The organism is Micromonospora sp. NPDC049282, from assembly GCF_043197045.1.
In the GTDB taxonomy this organism is placed as follows: Bacteria; Actinomycetota; Actinomycetes; order Mycobacteriales; family Micromonosporaceae; genus Micromonospora.
In genome coordinates this window covers 102,270-126,183 of sequence record NZ_JBICSL010000015.1, presented here as the reverse complement: position 1 = coordinate 126,183, position 23,914 = coordinate 102,270, and the positions used below count along the sequence as shown (strand labels likewise).

Genomic DNA, 23,914 nt, shown 5'->3' with positions numbered 1-23,914 from the left:
AACGCATCCATGTCAGGCACGATCCGGGGATCCGCCGACGCGGATCCGCAGTGACATGATGAGCCCGGTCCCCATTGAGGGGCCTAGATTTTTTTCCTCGACTCGGCCGACCGCGTGTCCGGCGTGTCCCCGCACGGGCCGCCGCCGCCGGGGCAGCCATCTAAGGCGGAGGCGATGACGGACGTCCTGCGGACCCGGCGACCGGTGCCCGCCCCACCGGCGCGACCCGACTCCGGCCGCTCCGCGCCGGCCACCGCCGCGCAGCGCCAGATGTGGCAACTGGACCGACTCGACCCGGGCTCGGCCGGCTACCTGGTGCCGCTGGCCTACCGGCTGCACGGCCCGCTCGACGTGCCGGCGCTCGCCGCGACGCTCGACGACCTGGTGGCCCGGCACGCCGCGCTGCGCACCACGCTCGCGCCCGGACCGGGCGGCGACGGCGACGACCTGGTCCAGGTGGTCCACGAGCCGCGCCCGGGGCTGCTGCGGGTGCACGACCTCAGCGGCCTGCCGAGCTGGCAGCGCGACCGGGAGGTGCGGGCCCGGTTGCGCGCCGCCGCCAGCGACCCGCTCGACCTGGTCCGCGGGCCGGTGCTCCGGGCCGAGCTGGTGCGGTGCGCGCCGGAGGAGCACGTGCTCCTGCTGACGATCCACCACGTCGCGATCGACGAGTGGTCGCTGGGCATCCTGCACGAGGAGTGGGAACGGCTCTACGCGGCCCACCGCGCGGGACGGCCGGCCGTGCTCGACCCGGTGGCCGGTGACTGCCGCGACCACGCGATCCGGCAACGGGACTGGCTCGCCGGGGCGGAGGCGTCGGCCCAGCTCGACCACTGGCGGGAGCAGCTCGCGGGCGCGCCCGCGGCGCTCGACCTGCCCACCCGGGGACCACGCCCGGCGGTGCCGTCCGGCGCGGGCGCCACCCTCACCGTGCCGCTGGAGGTGCCCGCCGAGGCGCTGGCCGCGTGCTACCGGCAGGCGCGGGTGTCGCCGTACATGGTGCTGCTGGCGGTGCTGCACGTGCTGCTGGCCCGGTGGACCGGCGCGCGGGACGTCGTGGTGGGCACGCCGGTGGCCGGCCGACGCGGTCCGGAGACGCGGCAGCTCGTCGGCCTGCTGCTCAACACCGTCGCGATCCGGGCCCGGCTGGACGACGACCCGTCCTTCGGCACGCTGCTGGAGCGGGTGCGCGGTGCCGTGCTCGACGCCCTGAGCCGGGAGGAGCTTCCCTTCTCGACGGTGCTGGAGACGCTGCGACCGGCCCGCCGGGCCGGTTTCGACCCGCTGTTCCAGGTGATGTTCGTGTACGGCCGCGAGGCCGACCCGCCCCGCCTGGACGGCCTCCAGGTGAGCGCCGTCGAGGTGCCGGTCGACACCGCCAAGTTCGACCTCACGGTCGCCGTCCGGGAGAACGACCGGGGTCTGCGGACCGTGCTGGAGTACCGCACCGACCTGTTCGACGCCGACACGATGACCCGCCTCGCCGGGCACTTCCAGACGCTGCTGGCCTCGCTGCTGGCCGCCCCGGGCGCGCCGGTGGGCTCGGCCGCGATGCTCACCGCCGCCGAGCACCGGCGGCTGGTCGGCGAGTGGAACCGCACCGCCACGCCGGCCGAGCCGGACGAGCTGGTCCACGCGCTGATCGAGGAGCAGGCCCGGCGTACCCCCGACGGGGTGGCGGTGACCGACGACGTGGCCGCGCTGAGCTACCGGGAGCTGCATGCCCGGGCCGAGGCGCTTGCGGAGACGCTGCGCGCGCGGGGGGTCGGCGTCGGCGGCCTGGTCGGGGTGCTGCTGCCCCGTGCGGTCGGATTCACCGTGGCGGTGCTGGCGGTGCTGCGGGCCGGCGCGGGCTACGTCCCGTTGGACCCGGCGAACCCGCCGGCCCGGCTGCGGCACCTGATCGACGACACCTCCGCCCGGGTCGTGCTCACCTGCGCCGAGCTGGCGCACCTGGTGCCCGGGGACGCGGCGCTGCTGGTGCCGGGGCCGGACACCCCGGCCACGGTGGTGGAGCCGGCGCGCGCCGGCGGGCCGCGACGGCGACCGCGCCGCCGGCCCGCGCCCACCGCGGACGACCTGGCGTACGTCATCCACACCTCCGGGTCGACCGGCCGCCCGAAGGGCGTGATGGTCACCCACCGGGGAGTCGCCAACTACGTGCGCTGGGCCACCCAGTCCTACCGGCTACGCGCCGGCGACGTGGTCCCGCTGCACTCGTCGGTCGGGTTCGACCTGACCGTGACGAGCCTGCTGGTGCCGCTGGCCGCCGGCGCCACGGTCCGGATGATCGGCGAGCACCTCGGCCCGGCCGCGCTGGGCGAGGCGCTGCGCGACACCGCCACCCCGTTCGGCCTGGTCAAGATCACCCCAGCCCAGTTGGAGCTGGTCACGCACCAGCTCCGCCCGGACGAGCTGGCCGGGCGCACCCGGTGCTTCGTCATCGGCGGCGAGAACCTGCGCGCCGACCAGATCGCGCCGTGGCGGGCGCACGCGCCGGAGACCGCGCTGGTCAACGAGTACGGCCCGACCGAGACCGTGGTGGGCTGCGCCGCGTACGAGGTGGAGCCGGACACCCCGGCCGGCGGTTCGGTGCCGATCGGCCGGCCGATCGCCAACACCGCGCTCCACCTGCTCGACGGGTGGGGCAACCCGGTGCCGGTGGGCGTGGTCGGCGAGTTGTACGTCGGTGGCGCCGGGGTGGCGCGCGGCTACCTGGGGCAGCCGGGCCGCACCGCCGAGCGGTTCCGGCCCGACCCGTTCTCCGGCGTGCCCGGAGCGCGCCTGTACCGCACCGGCGACCTGGCGCGCCGCCGCCCGGACGGGGACCTGGAATACCTGGGCCGCACCGACCGGCAGGTCAAGGTGCGCGGCTACCGGATCGAGTGCGGCGAGATCGAGGCGGCGATCCGGCGGCAGCGGCCGAGGGCCGACGTGACCGTCCAGCTCCGCCACGACGACCCGGCCGACCCGCGCCTGGTGGCCTACCTGGCCGGCGACGGCGCGGACCCGGCGGAGCTGCCCGCCACGCTCGCCGCCGAGCTGCCGTCCTGGCTGGTGCCGGCCGCGTTCGTGCGGCTCGACGCGCTGCCGCTGACCGGCAACGGCAAGGTCGACCCGGACGCGCTGCCCGCGCCGGGCCCGCAGGCCGCCCGCCGCGACACGTCGAGCCTGGACGGCCCCGCCACCGCCACCCCGGACCCGGACGGACACCCGCCCGCCGTCCCGGGACCGGACGGACACCCGCCCGCCACCCCGGGACCGGACGGCCTCCGCGCCGCCGCCACGCCGGGACGGTGGGACGCCGAACGGGTACGCCTGGAGCGGCTGGTCGCCCAGGTGTGGCGGGAGGTGCTGGGCGTCGACGAGGTCGGTCCCCGGGACAGCTTCTTCGACCTCGGCGGGCACTCGATGCGGCTGCTGGTCGTGCTCGACCGGCTACGTGCCCGACTCGGTGACGTGCTGACCGCCACCGACCTGTTCCGCCACCCCACGCCTGAGTCGCTCGCCGCGTACCTCGTCGGCGTCACGGCGACCGGCGCGGACCCGCGGCCGGCCCCGCAGGCCCCGCCCGTCACGCGGCCGACCCCGACCGCCGGCCCGGCCGACGGGCCGGTCGCCGTGGTGGGCATGGCCTGCCGGTTCCCGGGCGCCCGCACGGTGGACGAGTTCTGGGCGAACATCCGCGACGGGGTGGAGTCGGTCCATGAGTTCAGCGTCGAGGAGATGCTCGCCGACGGCGCGGACCCGGCCCGGATCGACGACCCGGCGTACGTGCGGGCCGGCACGTTCCTGCCCGGCATCGACGAGTTCGACGCGGCCTTCTTCGGCTTCACCCCGCGCGAGGCGGAGACGCTGGACCCGCAGCACCGGCTGCTGCTGGAGTGCGCCTGGCACGCGCTGGAGCACGCCGGTCACGACCCGTCCCGCCATCGGGGCCGGGTCGGTCTGTTCGCCGGCTCGGGCCGCAGCTCCTACCTGCTCGACCACCTCAACGGCCACCCGGAGCTGACCGGCGGGCTCAGCGAGCACCAGATCTCGCTCGGCAACGACAAGGACTTCCTGCTCAGCCGCATCGCCTACCAGCTCGACCTGACCGGTCCCGCGGTCACCGTGGCCACCGCCTGCTCGACCTCGCTGGTGGCCGTGCACCTCGGCCGGCAGAGCCTGCTGACCGGGGAGTCCGACGTGGTGCTGGCCGGCGGCGTCAGCGTCTTCCCCGCCCAGCGCCGCGGGTACCTCTGGCACGACGGCGGCATCTACTCCCCCGACGGGCACTGCCGGCCGTTCAGCGCCGACGCGCGCGGCAGCATCGAGTCCAGCGGCGTGGGCGTGGTGGTGCTCAAGCGGCTGGCCGACGCGCTCGCCGACGGCGACACGGTCTACGCGGTGATCCGCGGCTCGGCGATCAACAACGACGGGGCGCGCCGCACCGGCTACACCGCGCCCGGTGTCGCCGGGCAGGTCGAGGTGATCAGCCGGGCGTTGGCCACCGCCGGGGTGAGCCCTCGCTCGGTGGGCTACGTGGAGGCGCACGGCACCGGCACCAGCCTGGGCGACCCGATCGAGGTGGCCGCGCTGACCGAGGCGTTCCGGCGCGGCACCGACGCGCGGGGCTTCTGCGCGCTCGGCTCGGTCAAGGCCAACATCGGGCACACCGACGCGGCGGCCGGCGTGGCCGGCCTGATCAAGACCGTGATGGCGCTGTGGACCCGCACCCTGCCGCCGACCGTCAACGTGGACCGGCCGCACCCGGCGATCGACGTCACGGCCGGCCCGTTCCGGCTCGACCGCGCCGCCGCCCCGTGGGCGGCCGACGGTCCGCGCCGGGCCGGGGTCAGCTCGTTCGGCATGGGCGGCACGAACGCGCACGTGGTGCTGGAGGAGCCGCCGGCGGCGCCGGCCCGGCCGCCGGTCCCGACCGCGCCCGGACCACGGCTGCTGGTGGTGTCGGCGCGTACCCCGGCCGCGCTGGAGCGCGCCACCGGGCAGCTCCGCGACCACCTCGACGCCCACCCGGAGGTGGCGCTCGCGGACGTCGCGGCGGCGCTGGGCCGCCGGCAGCCGATGACCCACCGGCGGTACGTGGTGGCGGCGGACCGCGCCGACGCGGTGTCCGCCCTGGACACCCCGGCGCGCCGGTTCACCGGTAGCCACCCGGGGGGCCGGCGGACGCTGGTGTTCGCCTTCCCCGGGCACGGCGCCCAGCACGTGGCGATGGGCGCCGGGCTCCACCGGTCCGAGCCGACCTACCGGGCCGTGGTGGACGAGTGCGCCGCACTGCTCGGCGCCGACCTGGGACGGGACCTGCGCGCCGTGCTCGACCCGGCGCCCGGCGGGTACCCGGCGGCGGAACGGCTGCTCGACCGCCCCGCCCTGGTGCAGCCCGCGCTCTTCGTCACGGAATACGCGCTGGCCCGCACGTTGCTGGCCCGGGGCGTCACCCCGGACCTGATGGTCGGGCACAGCCTCGGCGAGTACGTGGCCGCCTGCCTGGCCGGCGTCTTCTCCCTCGCCGACGCGCTGCGCCTGGTGCGGGTGCGCGGCGAGCTGGTGGCGCGGACGCCGGCCGGGGCGATGCTCGCGGTGGGGCTGCCCGAGACGGCGGTGACCGCGCGGCTCGACGACGGGCTGTCGCTGGCCGCGGTGAACGCCCCGGAGCTGTGCGTGGTCTCCGGCGACCCGGCGGCGGTCGGCCGGCTGCGGGACCGGCTGGCCGCCGACGGGGTCGACTGCCGGCCGCTGCGGGTGGCCCGCGGCTACCACTCCGCGCTGCTCGATCCGGTCCTGGACGAGTTCGCGGCGCACGCCGCCGAGGTCGACTACGCCGAACCCGAGCGTCCCTACCTGAGCAACCTGACCGGCGGTCCGGTCACCCCGGGCCTGGTCACCGATCCGGCGTACTGGGTCCGGCACCTGCGGGAGCCGGTCCGGTTCGCCGAGTCGGCCGCGCTCCTCGCCGAGCAGGAGGCGGCCCTGGTCGAGCTGGGCCCCGGGCACGCGCTCGGCGGCCTGGCCCGGCTCGCCGGGCTGCGCCCGGCCCACGCGGTGGCGGCGATGCGCCACCCCCGCGCCGACGCCGACGACCTGACGACGCTGCTCGACGCGGTGGGGCGGCTCTGGCTGGCCGGCGTCCCGGTCGACGTGGACCGGTTCCACGGCGACGGCGACCGGCGGCTCCCGCTGCCCAGCTACCCGTTCGAACGGCACCGCCACTGGATCGCCCCCACCCCCACCCCCACCCCCGACGCCCGGGCCTCGTTCCCGGAAAGCGTCGGCATTCCGGGCGGGATGGCCACGCTTTCCGTGCATCAGCGCGCCGATCAGCGCGCGGAGGGGCGCGCGGAGGGTGGGGGGAACCGGCCGGAGTTGAGCAGCGCGTACGTGGCGCCGGGCGGGGCGGCGCAGGAGGCGGTGGCGGAGGTCTGGGCGGAACTGCTCGGCATCCGGCCGATCGGCGCGCTCGACGACTTCTTCGAGCTGGGCGGGCACTCGCTGCTCGCCACCCAGGTGGTGGTGCGGCTGCGTGCCCGTCTCGGCGTCGCGGTGCCGCTGGAGACGGTCTTCGCCCGGCCCACCGTCGCCGCGCTGGCGGCGGCGCTGCCCACACCCGTCGACGTCGACCGGGCCGCGCCGCTCGCGACGGATCCGCCCGCCGGGGACCGCATCGCCCGCGCCGCGCCGGACGCCGGCCCGGCACCACTCTCCTCCGGCCAGCACCGCCTGTGGTTCCTCGACCAGGCGTACGCGCAGAACGCCTACACCGTCGGCACCACGCTGCTGCTCGACGGCGCGCTCGAGGAGGACGCGCTGCGCACCGCGCTGGCCGGGCTGGTGCGGCGGCACGAGGCGCTGCGCACCGTGTTCCCACTCGGCCCGGACGGCGACCCGGTCCAGCGGGTGCTCCCGGCCGGGCCGGTGGAGCTGCCGGTGCGGACCGCCCCGGCGGACCCGGACCCGGCCGCGCCGGTGAGCATCGTCGAGCCGGCGGTGGCCGGGGCGGTGCCCGGGTGGGTGCACGCCGCGCTCGCCGCCGACGTGCGGCGCCCGTTCGACCTGGCCGCCGGGCCGCTGTTCCGGGCCGTGCTGCTGCGCGTCGCCGACGACCGGCACGTGCTGTCGCTGACCATGCACCACGCGGTTTCCGACGGCTGGTCGCTGGGCGTGGTGGCCCGCGAGGTGGCCACGCTCTACGCCGCCGCGCGGGAGGGACGCGCCGACCCGCTGCCCGAGCTGGCCGTCCAGTACGGCGACTACGCGCGCTGGCAGCGCGGCCGGCTGGCCGAGAGGGACAGCCCGGACCTGGCGTACTGGCGTGCGCAGCTCGCCGGGGTGCCCGCCGCCCTGGAGGTGCCCACCGACCGGCCACGCCCGCCGGTGCAGACGTTCGACGGCGCGGTCCGCACGCTGGTCCTGCCCCGACCGGCCGCCGACGCGTTGCGCCGGTTCAGCCAGGACCACGGCGCCACGCTGGCGATGACGTTGCTGGCCGCGTGGCAGACGTTGCTCTTCCGCTGGACCGGCCAGCGGGACGTCTGCGTCGGCACGCCGGTGGCCGGCCGGGTGCGCGCCGAGCTGGAGCCGATGGTCGGCTTCTTCGTCACCATGCTGCCGATGCGGACCGTGCTGGACGGGGACTGGACGTTCGCCGAGCTGCTCGGTCGGGTCCGGCGCACCGCGCTGGACGCGTACGACCACCAGGAGGTGCCGTTCGAGCGGCTGGTGGATCTGGTCGACGCGCCCCGCGACCTGAGCCGCAACCCGCTGTTCCAGGTGATGTTCAACCTGCTCAACGTGCCCGAGCAGCGGGACGTGGACGCGGCCGGGGTACGGATGACCCCGTTCGCGGTCGAGCCGGGCATCGCGCAGCAGGACCTGGCGCTGTACGCCTACGAGGTGGCCGAGGGGCTGCGGTTCCGGCTGGAGTACAACACCGCGCTGTTCGACGCGGCGACCGCCGAGCGGATGGTCGGCCACCTGGAGACGCTGCTCGCCGCCGCGGTCGCCGACCCGGGCGCCCGACTGGCGGCGCTGCCGCTGCTCACCGCCGCCGAGCGCGCCCGGCACGCCGAGTGGAACGACACCGCCACGCCGGCCGGCTGGGACACCCCGCCCGACCGGGCGCCGACACTCGTCGACCTCTTCGCCCACCAGGTGGCGGCGAACCCCGACCGGCCGGCCGTGACGTTCGGCCCGACCACGCTCGACTACGCCACGCTGGACGCCCGCGCCAACCGGCTCGCGCACCGGCTGCGCCGGGCCGGCGTCGGCCCGGACGTGCCGGTCGCGGTCTGCCTGCCCCGCTCGCCCGACCTGCCGGTCGCGCTGCTCGGCGTGCTGAAGGCCGGCGGGGCGTACGTCCCGGTGGACCCGGAGTACCCGGTCGAGCGGCAGCGCTACGTGCTGGCGCACAGCGGCGCCCCGGTGCTGGTCACCGACCCGGGGCTGGCCGACCGGTTCGCCGGCTTCGACGGCACGGTGGTGCCGCCGGGCGCGGCCGGGGAGCCGGACACCGCGCCCGCGCCGTCGGCCGGGCCGGACCACCTGGCGTACCTGATCTACACCTCCGGCTCGACCGGCCGGCCCAAGGGCGTCCGGGTCACCCACGGCGCGGTGGTCAACACGCTCGCCGCGATGCGCGACCGGCCCGGCCTGACCCGCGACGGCACCATGCTGGCGATGGCCAGCTTCGCCTTCGACATGTCCGTGCCGGAGCTGTTCCTGCCGCTGGTGGTGGGCGCCCGGATGCTGCTGGTGGACCGCGACGTCGCCTACGACGCGTCCCGGCTGGCCGCGCTGCTCGCCGCCGAGCGGGTCACGCTGGCCCAGGGCACGCCGACGACCTGGCGGCTGCTGATCGAGTCGGGGTGGACCGGCACTCCCGGGCTCACCGCGGTCTGCGGCGGCGAGGCGGTGCCCGCGCCGCTGGCCCGGCAACTGGCCGGCCGGGTCGACGCGCTGTGGAACCTCTACGGCCCGACCGAGGCCGCGGTCTGGGCCACCATGGACCGGATCACCCCGGACGACACCCGGCCGACGATCGGCCGGCCGATCGGCAACATGCGGGCGCACGTGCTCGACGCGGCGTCGCACCCGGTCCCGGTCGGCGTGCTCGGCGAGATCCACCTGGGCGGGCCGGGGTTGGCCCGGGACTACCACGGCGACCCGGCGCTGACCGCCGCGCGCTTCGTGCCCGACCCGCACGGCGGCGGCGGCGGTCGGCTCTACCGCACCGGCGACCTCGGCCGCCGACTGGCCGACGGCCGGATCGAGTTCCTCGGGCGGGGCGACTCGCAGGTGAAGGTGCGCGGGTTCCGGATCGAGCTGGGCGAGATCGAGGCGGTGCTGCGCCGGCACGACGCGGTCCGCGACGCCGCCGTGGTGGTCCGCGAGGACGCGGGCGAGAAGTCCGTGGTGGCCTACCTGACCCTGGCCGGCGGGCCCGAGCCCGACGCCGGGAGCGAGCTGACCGCCGACTTCGCCGCCGACCCGGCGCCGTGGCGGGCGTACGCCCGCACCTGGCTGCCGGACTACATGGTGCCGTCGGCGTTCGTGCCGCTGAACCGGATGCCGCTGAACGCCAACGGCAAGGTCGACCGGGCGGCCCTGCCCGCGCCCCGCCGTGACCGCGCCGCGGCCGGCGCCGGCGAGCCGGACACCCCGCTGCGGGCGGCGCTGGCCCGACGCTGGGCGGAGGTGCTCGGCTACGACCGGGTCGGCATCGACGACGACTTCTTCGACCTGGGCGGCGACTCGTTCCGGGCGATCAAGGCGCTGGCCGGCAGCGACCCGGCGATCAGCGTGCTCGACCTGTTCCGCCACCCGACCATCCGGGCGCTGACCGAGCACCTGGACGCCACCGGCGGCTCGGCCGGCCGGCTGCTGCACGAGCTGACCCCGGACCGGCCCGGCACACCTGCCACGCTGACGCTGCTCTGCGTACCGTTCGGCGGCGGCTCCGCGATCACCTTCCAGCCGCTCGCGGACGCCCTGCCGGCCGGGGTGTCGCTCTACGCCCTGGAACGCCCCGGGCACGACCTGAACCGCCCGGACGAGCCGATGCTCGACCTGGACGAGTTGGTGGACCGCTGCGTGGCCGAGGTGGTCGAACAGGTCACCGGCCCGGTGGCGGTGTACGGGCACTGCGTGGGCGGCGCCGAGGCGGTGGAGCTGGCCCGCCGGCTGGAGGCGGCCGGCGTCGAGGTGACCGGCGTGGTGATCGGCGCGCACTTCCCCGCGCCCCGGCTGCCCGGCCGGGTGTTCGGCTGGCTGCGCCGGTGGTTCCCGGTGGAGCGCTGGGCGTCGAAGCGGCGCACGCTGGAGTCGCTGCGCGCGATGGGTTTCTTCACCGAGGTCTTCGACGCCCGCGAGAAGGACTTCGTGATGCGGGTGGTCCTGGCCGACTCGGCCCGGGGCGAGGACTACTACACCGACGTCTACGCGCGGGGGCTGCCCCGCAAGCTGTCCGCGCCGCTGGTCTGCGTGGTGGGCGGCGGTGACCGGGCCACCGAGCTGTACCAGGAGCGCTACCTGGAGTGGGAGTTCTTCGCCGACCGGGTGTCGCTGGAGGTCATCGACGGCGCCGGGCACTACTTCGCCAAGCACCAGCCGGCCGAGCTGGCCGGGATCATCCTGGCGCACTGCGCCTCCGCGCCGGCGGAACCGGACCGGCACACCGCCGTACCCGCGTCGGCGCAGCCGGACGAGCACACCGCCGTACCCGCGCCGGCGCAGCCGGACGAGGCGGCCCGGACCGCTCCGGGGACCGCGCCCGCGGCGGCCGTCGCGTCCCGGCGGCCGGCGCGACGCGCGACGCCCAGCCTGGCGGTGTTCTACCTGGTCGCGGTCGGCCAACTGGTCTCGCTGGTCGGCAGCGGGCTGACCGCGTTCGGCATGGGGCTGTGGGTCTACCAGCGGACCGGCTCGGTGTCGCTGTTCGCCACCGCCACCGTGCTCGCGTTGCTGCCGGCCGTGGTGCTGTCACCGATCGCCGGCGCGCTGGCCGACCGGTGGGACCGCCGCCGGATCATGGTGCTCGCCGACTGCCTGGCCGCCACCGGCACGGTGAGCCTGGCGCTGCTGCTCTGGCTGGGTCAGCTCCACCTGTGGCACATCCTCACCGCGATCACCGTCACCGCCGTGGCCACCGCGTTCCAGCAGCCCGCCTACCAGGCGGCGGTGACCCAACTGGTGCCGAAGCGCTACTACGGGCGGGCCAACGGCATCGTCTCGCTCGGCACCGCCACCAGCACCGTGCTGGCCCCGCTGGTCGGCGGCGCGCTGGTGCTCGCGGTCGGGCTGCGCGGGATCGTGGTGATCGACCTGGTCACGTTCGCGGTGGCGGTGACCGTGACGCTGTCGGTCCGCTTCCCGGACACCCTCTTCGTGCGGCGGGAGGAGCCGTTCCGGCGCGAGGTGCTGGGCGGCTGGCGGTTCATCGTCCGGCGGCACGGGCTGGTCGCCCTGGTCGTCCTGGTCGCGTCGCTGAACTACTTCTTCGCCCTGGTCGAGGTGCTGGTCACCCCACTCACGCTCTCCTTCGGCGACCCGGCGGTGCTCGGCCGGGTGCTGGCCGCCAGCGGCGTCGGCATGGTCGTCGGGTCGGTGCTGATGGGCGTCTGGGGCGGCACCGCCCGGCGGACCACAGGCATCCTGGCCGGCGTCGTGCTGCTCGGCGTCTCGCTGCTCACCGTCGGGTTGCGGCCGGACCCGCTGTTCCCGGCGCTCGGCCTGTTCGGCATGGGCCTGGCCACCGCGTTGGTGAACACGCACTGGCTGGCCATCGTGCAGGCCAAGGTGGGGCTGGAACTCCAGGGCCGGGTGCTCGCCATGGCGCAGATGCTGTCCTGGCTGATGGTGCCGGCCGGCTTCCTCAGCGCCGGCCCGCTCGCCGAGCACGTGCTCGCCCCGCTGGCCCGGCCCGGCGGCCCGCTCGCCGGACTGGTCGGCACCGGGCCGGGACGCGGCATGGCGCTCGCCGCGGTCCTGGCCGGGCTCTGCGCACTGGCGCTCGCCGCCGGCGGCATCGCGCACCGGCGGATCCGGCGGCTTGAGGACGAGCTGCCGGACAACGACCCGGGCCGCGTCGTCCTCGCCGACAAGGACCGCATCCAGGAGGAGGCGGACCGGCGCCTCGCGGCCGCCGCCGGGGGTGGTCCCCGGTGAGCGCGCCCGCCCGGCCCGCCGGCCCGACCCGCCGCGTCGCCGCCCGCCGCGCCGACACCGCTCCGGCCACCGTGGACTGCCTGCACCGGATGGTCGCCGGGCAGGCCGCCCGGACCCCGGACGCGGAGGCGGTCCGGCACGGCGACACCGCGCTCTCCTACCGGGACCTCGACCGGGCGGCGAACCGGCTGGCCCGGGTGCTGCTCGCCGCCGGCGTCGCGCGCGCCGACCGGGTCGGCGTCTGCCTGCCGCGTACGCCCGACCTGGTGGTCGCGCTGCTCGCCGTGCTCAAGACCGGTGCCGCGTACGTGCCGCTGGACCCGGCGTACCCGGCGGCCCGGGTGGCGTTCATGACCGCCGACTCGGGGGCGCGGCTGGTGCTGACCACCGCCGACCTCGCCGGCCGGTTCAGCGGCCCGACCGTGCTGGTGGACCGGCTCGACCCGGTCGGGTACGACACCGACCCGGCGGCGCCGGCCACCCCGGACGACCTGGCGTACGTCATCTACACCTCCGGCTCCACCGGGCGTCCCAAGGGCGTGGCGATCGAGCACCGCTCGGCGTCGGTGCTGCTCCGCTGGGTGCGGCAGACCTTCGACGACACCGAGCTGGGCGGGATGCTCGCGGCCACCTCGGTCTGCTTCGACCTGTCCGTGTTCGAGATCTTCGGGCCGCTCGCCTGGGGCGGCCGGGTGCTGCTGGTCGACGACGTGCTGGCGCTGGCCGCGCCCGGCGCGGACCGGCTGCCGGTCACGCTTGTCAACACCGTGCCGGCCGCGATGGGCGAGCTGCTCACCGCCGGGGCGCTGCCGCCGGGCGTCCGCACGGTCTGCCTCGCCGGTGAGCCGCTGACCGCCGCGCTGGCCGCCCGGGTGTGGGCGCGTCCGCACGTGCGCCGGCTGTGCAACCTGTACGGCCCGTCCGAGGACACCACGTACTCGACCTGGGCCGAGGTGCCGCCGGACGACGGTGACCCGCCGATCGGCCGGCCGCTGCCGGGCACCCGGGCGTACGTGCTCGACCCGGACGGCCGGCCGGTCCCGCCCGGCGAGTCCGGCGAGCTGTACCTGGCCGGCGCCGGGCTGGCCCGCGGCTACCTGGACCGGCCGGCGGAGACCGAGGCCCGCTTCCGGCCGGACCCGTTCCGGCCCGGCGAGCGGATGTACCGCACCGGCGACCGGGTCCGGCTGCGCCCGGACGGGCAACTGGCCTATCTGGGCCGGCTGGACGACCAGGTGAAACTGCGCGGCTACCGGATCGAGCTGGGCGAGGTGGCGGCCCGGCTCGCCGCCCTGCCCGGCGTACGGGAGGCGACCGCCGCGGTCCGGCCCGGCCCGAGCGGGGACCCGCTGCTGGTCGGTTACCTGACCGGGGAACGGCGGGACGACGTCCGGGCCCGGCTGGCCGAGGTGCTGCCGGCGCCGCTGGTGCCGGCGACCGTGGTCTGGCTGGACCGGCTGCCCACGCTGCCCAACGGCAAGGTGGACCGCGCGGCCCTGCCCGCGCCGGCGTTCGGCTCGACCTCCGGCTCCGGCTCGGACCCGCTCGGCGCGACCGGCGCCCTGGTGGCGGCGGTCTGGCGGGAGCTGCTCGGCGTGCCGGTCACCGGCCCGGACGACGACTTCCTCGCGCTCGGCGGCGACTCGCTGCTCGCCGTTCGCTGCGCCACCCGGCTGACCGCCGCCACCGGCCGCCGGCTCCGCCCCGGCGACCTGTTCGCCCACCCGACCGTCGCCGCGCTCGCCGCCCACCTCGACGCGCCGTCCACCCCGGACGGGGCGGACGGGGCGGGCGACACCGGGCCGGCCTCGGACGAGGCGGGCGACACCGGGCCGACGCCGGCCGGTGACGGGCCGGCGCCGCTCTCCGCGGCGCAGCGGCGGTTCTGGTTCCTGCACCGGCTCGACCCGGCCGACACGTCCTACCTGCTGGCGTTCGCGGTCCGCTTCGCCGTGCCGGTGGACGGGGACCGGCTGGTCCGGGCGCTGCACCTGGTGGTCGACCGGCATCCCGCGCTGCGCACCGTGTTCCCCACCGGCCCGGACGGGCCGGCGCAGGTGGTCCGGCCGGACGCCCGGCCGAGCCTCGTCGTCGCGCCACCCGAACCGGGCGCCTCGCTCGACGCCCGGCTCGCCCGGCTGACCGCCGAGGCCACGGCACGCCCGATGGATCTGGCGTCCGGGCCGCTGCTGCGCGCCTGCCTGCTGCCCGACGGCGAGGGCCGGGCGGAGGCGCTGCTGCTGGTCGTGCACCACGCGGTCGCCGACGACTGGTCGTTCGGGGTGCTGGTGCGGGACCTCGCCGACGCCTACGACGACCCGGACACGCCCACCGAGCCGGCGCCCGGGCCGGCCGTCCTCGCCGCCGCGCAGCGGGCCTGGCTGGCCTCCCCGGCCGGCCGGCGCGCGACCGACGAGCTGCTGCGCGAGCTGCGCGGCGCCCCCCACCTCCTGGAGTTGAGGAGGGGCCCCCGCTCAACGCCTGCGGTAGAGGAGGGGCCCCCTCCTAACACCCGGCGCGGGGCCGCGCTGCGGACCACGGTGGACCCGGCGACCGCGACGGCGGTACGGGAGCTGGCCCGTGCCCGCCGCGCCAGCCTGCACATGGTCGGACTGGCCGCGTTCGCCGCGCTGCTCGGCGCCGCCGCCGGCCGGGACGACCTGCTGGTCGGCGTCGCCTTCGCCGGGCGCACCAGCGTGGCCGCCGAACGCGGCGTCGGCTGCCACGTCAACACCCTGCCGCTGCGACTGCGCCCGGCCCCGGACCGGACGTTCGCCGACCTGCTCGCCGAGGCGCGGCGGGTCACGCTGTTCGCCGCCGCCCGCCAGGACGTCCCGTTCGACCTGCTGGTGGAGCGGCTGCGCCCGGCCCGCCAGCCGGACCGCAACCCGCTGGTCCAGGTCGCGTTCGGGGTGCAGAACGCCCCGCCGGCCCGGCATCGCAGCGCCGCCGGTGGCGAGTTCGCCGGCGTCGAGCTGAGCCCGGACGCGGCCCGCCTCGACCTGACGCTCTGGCTGGACGACCGGCGGGACGCGCTGGACGCGCTCTGGACCTACCGCACCGACCTGTTCGACCACGACACGGTGGTGGCGTGGCACCGCCGCCTCACCGCGCTGCTGCGCACCGCCGCCGCCGACCCCCGGCGCAGTCTGGCCGACTGCGTCGACACCGCTGGGAGTGAGAGATGACCGATCAGATCCGGGTCGCGCGGCCCGTCCCCCGCCGCGGCCGGGAACGGAACCTGGTGGACGTACGACCGGACTGGCCCGGCGGCCCGCTGCCGGCGCTGGTGCGCGCCACCGTGCCCGACGTGGACCTGGCCGGCTGGCTGGCCGGTCACCGCGACGAGGTGGACGAGCTGGCCCGCCGCGCCGGCGCGGTGCTGTTCCGCGGCTTCGCGGTGGCCGGCGCCGACGACTTCCGCACCGTGATGGCGGCGCTCTCCGGCGACGTGCTGTCCTACGGCGAGCGGTCCTCGCCGCGCAGCCGGGTCACCGAGGGCGTCTACACCTCCACCGAGCACCCGGCCGACCAGCCGATCGTGCTGCACAACGAGCAGTCGTACACGGTCACCTGGCCGCTGCGCATCGTGTTCCACTGCGAGGTGGCGCCGGCCGCCGGTGGGCGTACGCCGCTTGCGGACAGCCGCCGGGTGCTGGCCCGGTTGCGCCCGGAGACGGTCGACGGGTTCGAGCGGCGGGGCGTGCTCTACCGGCGCAACTACCTGCCCGGCATCAGCCTGTCCTGGCAGACCGCGTTCCAGACCGACTCCCGCGCCGAGGTCGAGGCGTACTGCGGGCGCGCGATGATCGACGTGGAGTGGGTGGGCGAGACGCAGTTGCGCACCCGGCAGGTCCGCCCGGCGGTGCGGCGACACCCGGTCACCGGGGAACGCACCTGGTTCAACCACGCGTTGTTCTTCCACGTCACCTCGCTGCCGGCGGACGTCAGCGCCGGGCTGCGGGCCGCGCTGGCCGAGGAGGACCTGCCCTACCAGACCGGGTACGGCGACGGCACGCCCATCCCGGACGAGGTGCTGGCCGAGCTGCGCGCCGCGTACGCCGCGGAGACCCGCTCGTTCGACTGGCGTCAGGGGGACGTGCTGCTGGTGGAGAACATGCTCGCGGCGCACGCCCGGGAGCCGTTCACCCCGCCCCGACGGATCCTCACCGCGATGGCCGACCCGGTCGCCGCCCCCGAGCTGGGCACGGAAGGTGGTGCGGCGTGAGCGCCCCCGGACCGCGCCGCCGTGCCACCGGCGGCACCGCCACCGAGCCGGTGACCCGCCGTACGCTCGGCCCGGACGGGTTCGTGCTGCTGGTCGAGGCCGCCGTGCCCGACCTCGACCTGGCCGGCTGGCTCGCCGGGCGGCGGGCCGAGCTGCTGGCCGACCTGGACCGGCACGCCGCGGTGTTCTTCCGCGGCTTCGACGTGCGCAGCGCGGACGACTTCGGCCGGGCGGCCCGGGCGGTCGGCCCGGAGCTGCTCGGCTACCTGGAGCGGGCCGCGCCCCGGCACGAGGTGGCCGACCGGGTCTTCACCTCCACCGAGTTCAACGCCGCCCAGTGGATTCCGCTGCACCACGAGATGTCGTACTCGCACAACTGGCCGACGCACCTCTACTTCCACTGCGCGCAGCCGGCCACCGGCAGCGGTGGCGCGACCCCGCTCGCCGCCGAGCGGGTGATCACCCCGCTGATCCCGGCGGAGGTGCGGGACCGGTTCGACCGCGACGGCGTCCGTTACGTGCGCAACTACGGCCCGCACCTGGACCTGCCCTGGCAGGAGGCGTTCCAGACCACCGACCGGGCGGAGGTGGAGGCGTACTGCGCCGCCTCGGCGACCGAGTTCACCTGGCTGGGCGCGGACGGCCTGCGGACCGTGGCGCGGCGGCAGGCGACGGCCACCCACCCGCGTACCGGGGAGACGGTGTGGTTCAACCACGCTCACCTGTTCCACGTGTCCAACATGCCGCCCGAGGTGGCCGGCGCGCTGAGACGCGAGTACGGCCCGGAGGGGCTGCCCCGCAACGCCTACCACGGCGACGGTGAGCCGATCCCCGACGAGGTGGTCGGCGGCATCCGTGAGCTGTACCGGCAGCACGCGATCTCCGTGTCCTGGCGGCGCGGCGACGTGCTGGTGGTGGACAATTTCCTGGCCACCCACGGCCGGGAACCCTTCACCGGCGACCGGCAGATCCTGGTCGCCATGTCCGACCTCTACGTCAACCGGAGTGTGTGGTGAACGGATACCGTCTGTCCCCGGTCCAGCGGCTGGCCTGGGCCGGTAAGCAGGACCTGGCCCGGGCCCGGGTGCGGCTGGACCGGCCGCTCGACCGGGCCCGGTTGCAGGCCGCCGTCGACGCGGTGGTGGCCCGGCACGAGGCGCTGCGGCTGACCCTGGTGCACCACCCCGGCCTGCGGGTGCCGTTGCAGGACGTGGACGACGACCGGACGGTCACCGTCGGCGCGCAGGGCGAGCTGTCGGTGACGCTCACCGACGACGCGCTGGAGCTGGCCGCCACCCCGTTGATCGCCGACCCGGCCAGCCTGCGCCTCGTCCTGGCCGACCTGGCCCGGGCGTACGCGGGCGACCTGCCGCCGGCCGACGAGGAGGCGTTGCAGTTCCTCGACGTCACCGAGTGGCAGGTGGAGGAGCGGGACCAGGCCCCGGCGCCCGCGCCGGTCGCGCCGGCCGCCCGGCTGGTCGAGCCGCACGGGGACGACCCGGGGGCGGTGGTCACCGCCACGCTGCCCGCCGCCGACCTGGCCGGGATCGCCGAGGCCGCCGGCTGCGCCACCGGAACGGTGCTGCTGGCCGCCTGGGCGCTCGCGGTCGCCCGCCGGGCCGAGGCGCCCGACGGGGCCGAGGACGCGGATCTGGTGCTGGCCCGCTGGCACGACGGCCGGCGGGCCGAGGGCACCGCCGCCGTGGTCGGCCCGCTGGGCGGCTACGGCCCGTTCCGGCTGGCCCTGCCGCTGCCGTCCGCACCGGCCGAGCTGCTGGCCGCGGTACGCGCCGCGGAGGCCACCGCCGACGAGACGTTCCACCTGGTCGACCCGGTCGACGAGACGGCCGGCGCGGTCGCCGGGTTCGCGGTGCAGCCGGCGGTCGCGCCGGACACCCTCGCCGCCCTGGGCGCGGCGACCGCCGACGTGCCCGTCCCGCCGCCGCCGACCGGCCCCCGGCTCACCGTGCTCACCGGCACCGGCACCGGCACCGGCACCGGCACCAGCGACAGCGACGGCACCGGCATCGGCGAGGGCGAGATCACGCTCCGGGTCAGCGGCGGGCAGTGGCTGCTCGACTCGCTGGTGGCGGTGCTGCGCAGCCTGCCGGACGCGCTCGCCGGGGACGCCCCGCTGGCCGTGCTCGGCGCCGGGGAGGCCCGCTGGCTGTCCGAGGCCGGCGGGGTCCGGGGCGCGGCGTCGACGCGTACCCTCGTCGACCTGCTCGACGCGGGCCTGGCCGGGATGGGCCGGGGCGTGGCGGCGGTGGTGGCGGCCGACGGCGCGTACCCCGTCGAGGAGCTGGACCGGCGGGCGGCGCGGGTGGCCGCGGCGCTGGCCGCGCGCGGCCTGGCCGGCGCGCCGGTGGGCGTGCTCGCGGCCCGCTCCCGGGACACGGTGGTGGCGTTCCTCGGCGTGCTGCGGGCCGGCGCGGTGTTCGTGCCGCTCGACCCGGACGCCCCGGCGCCGCGCCTGGCCGCGCAGCTGCGCGCGGTCGACGCGCGGTGCGTGGTCGGCGTCGGCGGGCCGGCCACCGTGTCCGTCGACGAGCTGGTCGCGGCCGGTGGCCCGCCGCCGGCGGCGCCGGCGCCGACCGACGCGGCGTATGTCATCTTCACCTCCGGCTCGACCGGCACGCCCCGGCCGGTGCGGGTGTCGCACGCCGCCGCCGCGCACCTGACCGGCGCGCTGGAGGCGACCGTGTACGCGGGCAGCCCGGCCGGCCTGCGGGTGGCCGTGAACGCGCCGCTGACGTTCGACGCCTCGGTGAAGCAGCTCGTGCAGCTCGCTCACGGGCGCGGCCTCTTCCTGGTGCCGGAGGACGTGCGCCGGGACGGCACCGCGCTCGCCGCCACGCTCGCCGAGCACCGGGTGGACGTGCTCGACCTGACCCCGTCGCAGTCGCGGATCCTGCTCGCCGGTGCGGGTGACGCCCGGCTGCCCGGGCTGCTGCTGCTCGGCGGCGAGGCGGTCGGCGACGACCTGTGGACCGAGCTGGCGGCGCTGCCGGGCGTGCGCGCGGTGAACCTGTACGGCCCGACCGAGTGCACGGTGGACAGCACCGTCGCGGAGATCCGCGCCGGGGACCCGCCGACGATCGGCCGGCCGCTGCCAGGCGTCGCGGTCCGGGTGCTCGACGAGCGGCTGCGCCCGGTCCCGCCGGGCGTGGCCGGGGAGCTGTGCGTGGCCGGTCCGCAGCTCGCCGACGGCTACCCGGGCGACGAGGAGGCCACCGCCCGCCGGTTCGTGGAGCTGCCGCTGCCCGACGGCGGCGTCGAGCGCGTCTACCGCACCGGCGACCGGGTCCGCTTCGACGCCGAGCGGCGGCTGCGCTACGTGGGCCGGCTCGACGACCAGGTGAAGATCCACGGCTTCCGGGTGGAGCCGGGCGAGGTCGCCGCCGTGCTGCGCGGCCACCCGGAGGTGGCCGACGCCGCCGTGGTCGCCCGCGACGACGACGGGTACGGCGACCGGCTGGTCGCCTACGTCCGGCCCCGCGCCGGCACCGCGCTCGACCTGGGCCGGGTGACCGGGATCAACCCGCACGAGACCCGCTACCTCTACGACGAGATCTTCGGGCAGCGGGTCTACCTGCGCGACGGGATCGTGCTGCGCCCCGGCGCGACAGTGCTGGACGTGGGCGCGAACATCGGCATGTTCTCGCTCTTCGTGCACCAGCTCTGTCCGGACGCGACGATCCACGCGTTCGAGCCGGTGCCGGCCGTGGTCGAGGCGCTGCGTCGCAACGTCGCCGAGTTCGGCGTGCCGGCCACGGTGCACGCGCACGGGCTGGCGCGGGAGCCCGGCGAGGTCTCGTTCACCTACTACCCGGGCTATTCGATGATGTCCGGCCACGCCGCGTACGCCGACCGGGACGCCGAGATCGGCGTGATCAAGCGGTACCTGGCCAACGAGCGCGACGCCGGCGCCGGCGAGCGGGACGTGCTGCTCGACCGGGCCGACGAACTGCTCGCCGAGCGCTTCGCCGGCCGGGAGCTGACCGTGCCGGTGCGGCCGCTGTCGGCGGTGCTGGACGAGCTGGCGCCGACCCGGATCGACCTGCTGAAGATCGACGTGCAGCGCGCCGAGGCGGACGTGCTGGCCGGGCTGGCCGACCGGCACTGGCCGCTTGTCGCGCAGGTCGCCATGGAGGTGCACGACGCGCCCGGCACCGCCACCGCCGGTCGGCTGGCCGAGCTGGTGGCGCTGCTGGAGGCACGCGGCTTCACCGTGGTCACCCGCCAGGACGACCTGCTGGCCGGCACCGACCGGCACACCCTGCACGCGGTCCGCCCGGACTACGCCGCCGCCGCGGGTGAGGTCGTGGACGCGACGCCCGCGGCCGGATCCGTCGCGCCACCTCGGGAGTGGCTCGCCGAGCGGCTGCCGGCGCACCTGGTGCCGGCCGCGGTGGTGGTCCTCGACGAGCTGCCGCTGACCCGCAACGGCAAGCTCGACCGGGCGGCGTTGCCCGCGCCGCGGCCGGAGCGACCGGCCGGCGACCCGGCGGTGACGCCGGCCAACCGGGCCGAGGAGATCCTGGTCGAGGCGTGGCGCGAGGTGCTCGGCGTGGCCACGTTCGGCGTCACGGACAGCTTCTTCGCGCTCGGCGGCGACTCCATCCGCAGCATCCAGATGCAGGTCGCGGCGCAGAAGCGAGGGCTGTCGTTCCAGCTCAACGACATCTTCACCCACCAGACCATCCGGGACCTGGTGGCACACGGCCGGATCACGCTGGACGGCGTGGCGCCCGAACCGGCCGCGCGGGACGGCCGGTTCTCGCTGATCGGGGCCGCCGACCGGGAGCTGTTGCCGGACGGGCTGGCCGACGCGTACCCGATGACCGCGCTCCAGCTCGGCATGGTCTACCACGGCGAGCTGACCGGCGATCCGGCCGTCTACCACAACGTCACCGCGCACGAGGTGGCCGCGCCGCTGGACGCGGCCGCGCTGCGCCGTGCGCTGGCCGTCCTGGTGGACGCGCATCCGGTGCTGCGGACCGGCTTCGCGCTCGGCACGTACGCCGAGCCGTTGCAGCTCGTGCACGCGCGGGTGCCGGTGGACCTGCCGGTGACGGACCTGACCGGCCTCGACGCGCCGGCCCGGCGGGCCCGGATCGACGCGCTGGTCGCCGAGGAGCGCCGCCGCCCGTTCGACTGGGCCCGGCCGCCGCTGCTGCGCCTGCACGCGGTCCGCACCGGCGGCGACGGTTTCACGCTGCTGGTGGCCGAGCACCACGCCGTGCTCGACGGCTGGAGCCTGCACCTGTTCCTGGCCGACCTGCTCGCCGGGTACGACCGGGAGCGGGCCGGCACGGCCGCGGACGCCGACGCCGGGCTGCCGTTCCGGGAGTACGTGGCGGCCGAGCGGGCGGCCCTGGCCGACCCGGCGACCCGCCGGTTCTGGCTGGACGGGGCCGGCGCCGCGCCACCGTTGCTGGTCGGCGGCGCGCAGCCGAGGACCACCACCACCCAGCGGGTGCCGCTGCGGGCCGGTACCACCGAGCGGGTGGCCGCTGTCGCCCGCGCCGCCGGGGTGCCGGTCAAGTCCTGGTTGTTCGCCGTGCACCTGCGGCTGATCGGCGAGCTGGCCGGCCGGGACGACGTGGTCAGCGGCCTGGTGGTCGGCGGACGGCCGGAGGGCGAGGGCAGCGCCGCCACGCTCGGGTTGTTCCTCAACACGCTGCCGGTGCGGGTCGCGCTGGGCAGCCGGTCGGTGGCCGAGCTGGCGGTCGAGGCGTGGCGGGCCGAGCGGGAGCTGATGGGGCGTCACCGCTTCCCGCTCGCCGAGATCGTCCGGGCCGGCGGCGCGGGTCCACGCTTCGACCACTTCTTCAACTGGACGCACTTCCCGCCGCGTCCGGCCGGCGAGGGCAGCCGCGTCGTGGACAGCCGGGGCGTCACCGTGGACGTGGCGTTCAGCCTCGCCGTCGACGCCGAGCTGGACGCCGGGCGACTCGGGCTGATGGTCCAGTACGACCACCGGCACGTCCCGGCCGACCGGGTGGACGCGCTGGCCGACGGCTTCCGCCGGTTGCTGGCCGCCGACCCGGACGCGCCACTGCCGCCGATCACCGGACCGGAGTCGGCGGCCGGTCCGTCCACTGCGCTCGGTGGGGACGAACGAGCACAGTGGGCGGACCGGGTGGCGGCGGCCTGGCAGGAGGTGCTGGGCACCGCGCCGCGCGACCCGGCGACCGGCTTCCTCGCCGCCGGCGGTGACTCGCTGCGCGCGCTGCGGCTGGTCACCGTGCTGCGCCAGCGCCACGGCAGCGACCTGACGTTGCCGGAGTTCACCGCGCTGGGCAGCTACCGGGCGCTTGTGGACCGGGTGGCCCGCGGATGACCGGGTTCGGCACCGCCGCGGTGCACGGCGACGACGGCCTGGTCCCCGGCGGGGCGGTCGCGCCGCCGATCGTGCAGAGCGCCACGTTCAGCGCCGAGTCCGACGAGCGGTTCACCGAGATCGCCACCGAGGCGCGCGGCAGCGCGTTCTACACCAGGTACGGCAACCCGAACCACGCGCAGGTGGCCGCCGTGGTCGCCGAGCTGGAGGGTGCGGAAACCGGGCTGGTCACCGCGTCCGGGATGGGCGCGATCAGCACCGTCGCGCTGGCCCTGCTCGCCGCCGGCGACCACGTGGTGGTGCAGCGCAGCACGTACGGCGGCACCACCTCGCTGGCCACCGGGCTGCTGCCGCGCTTCGGTGTCGCCTGCACCCAGGTCGACCAGACCGACGCGGACGCGTTCGCCCGGGCGCTGCGGCCGGAGACCCGGCTGGTGCTGGTGGAGACGCCGAGCAACCCGCTGCTGGAGCTGACCGACCTGGCCGCCGTGGTGGCGTCGGCGCACGCGGCCGGCGCGCTCGTCGTGGTGGACAACACGTTCGCCACGCCGGTCAACCAGCGTCCGCTCGCCGCCGGCGCGGACCTGGTCTGGCACAGCGGCACGAAGTTCCTCGGCGGGCACTCCGACGTGTCCGCCGGGGTGGTGGCCGGCGGCGCGGAGCTGGTCGAGCGGGTGTGGCGCACCGCGATCGTCATCGGCGCCACGCTCGGCCCGGTGGACGCCTGGCTGCTGCTGCGCGGCCTGCGGACGCTGCCGCTGCGGGTGGAGCGGCACAACACCAACGCGCTCGCCCTGGCCGAGGCGCTGGAGGATCATCCGGCGGTGGCCCGGGTCCGCTACCCCGGGCTGCCCTCGCACCCCCAGCACGCGCTGGCCCGGCGGCAGATGACCGGGTTCGGTGGGGTGCTCGGCGTCGAGCTGGCCGCCGGCCGGGACGGCGCGGCGGCGCTGCTGGGCGGGCTGCGCCTGGCCAAGCGGGCGGCCAGCCTCGGCAGCGTCAGCACGCTCGTGGTGCACCCGCGCTCGATGTGGGCCGGGATCGTGGACGCCGGGCAGCTCGCCGCGACCGGGATCGGCGAGGGCCTGGTGCGCGTCTCCACCGGCATCGAGGACACCGTCGACCTGGTGGCCGACTTCCTCACCGCGCTGGAGGGGGTGCCGGCCTGACGATCG

At 76.8% G+C, this 23,914-nt stretch carries 6 protein-coding genes; all 6 read left to right on the top strand.

All coding sequences use genetic code 11. The features are described 5' to 3' along the window. Positions 1-174 precede the first annotated feature (174 nt). The 6 genes from ACGFI2_RS23175 to ACGFI2_RS23150 are packed head-to-tail and all read left to right on the top strand — an operon-like array spanning position 175 to position 23,908. Positions 175-12,165 carry an amino acid adenylation domain-containing protein gene (locus tag ACGFI2_RS23175; RefSeq protein WP_393520566.1) on the top strand — a complete coding sequence of 3,997 codons (11,991 nt, stop codon included), beginning with the start codon at positions 175-177 and terminating at the stop codon, positions 12,163-12,165. After that, positions 12,162-15,353, top strand: coding sequence for an amino acid adenylation domain-containing protein (locus ACGFI2_RS23170; RefSeq protein ID WP_393520564.1), 3,192 nt, complete (start codon positions 12,162-12,164; stop codon positions 15,351-15,353). Before ACGFI2_RS23175 ends, ACGFI2_RS23170 begins: the two co-directional genes overlap by 4 nt. Further along, positions 15,350-16,393 carry a TauD/TfdA family dioxygenase gene (locus tag ACGFI2_RS23165; RefSeq protein WP_393520562.1) on the top strand — a complete coding sequence of 348 codons (1,044 nt, stop codon included), beginning with the start codon at positions 15,350-15,352 and terminating at the stop codon, positions 16,391-16,393. The genes ACGFI2_RS23170 and ACGFI2_RS23165 overlap by 4 nt, the downstream gene beginning before the upstream one ends. After that, a complete protein-coding gene (locus tag ACGFI2_RS23160) occupies positions 16,390-17,409 on the top strand; it encodes a TauD/TfdA family dioxygenase (RefSeq protein WP_393520560.1) in 1,020 nt (339 codons plus the stop codon). The genes ACGFI2_RS23165 and ACGFI2_RS23160 overlap by 4 nt, the downstream gene beginning before the upstream one ends. Next, positions 17,406-22,739, top strand: coding sequence for an amino acid adenylation domain-containing protein (locus ACGFI2_RS23155; RefSeq protein WP_393520558.1), 5,334 nt, complete (start codon positions 17,406-17,408; stop codon positions 22,737-22,739). Before ACGFI2_RS23160 ends, ACGFI2_RS23155 begins: the two co-directional genes overlap by 4 nt. Next, entirely contained in the window at positions 22,736-23,908 is a 1,173-nt protein-coding gene (locus ACGFI2_RS23150; protein WP_393520556.1) for a trans-sulfuration enzyme family protein, read from the top strand. The genes ACGFI2_RS23155 and ACGFI2_RS23150 overlap by 4 nt, the downstream gene beginning before the upstream one ends. Positions 23,909-23,914: the final 6 nt, after the last annotated feature.

Coding starts and splice junctions, on each gene's coding strand:
- ACGFI2_RS23175 (WP_393520566.1), top strand. CDS start 175: ATGACGGACGTCCTGCGGACCCGGCGACCGGTGCCCGCCCCACCGGCG.
- ACGFI2_RS23165 (WP_393520562.1), top strand. CDS start 15,350: ATGACCGATCAGATCCGGGTCGCGCGGCCCGTCCCCCGCCGCGGCCGG.
- ACGFI2_RS23150 (WP_393520556.1), top strand. CDS start 22,736: ATGACCGGGTTCGGCACCGCCGCGGTGCACGGCGACGACGGCCTGGTC.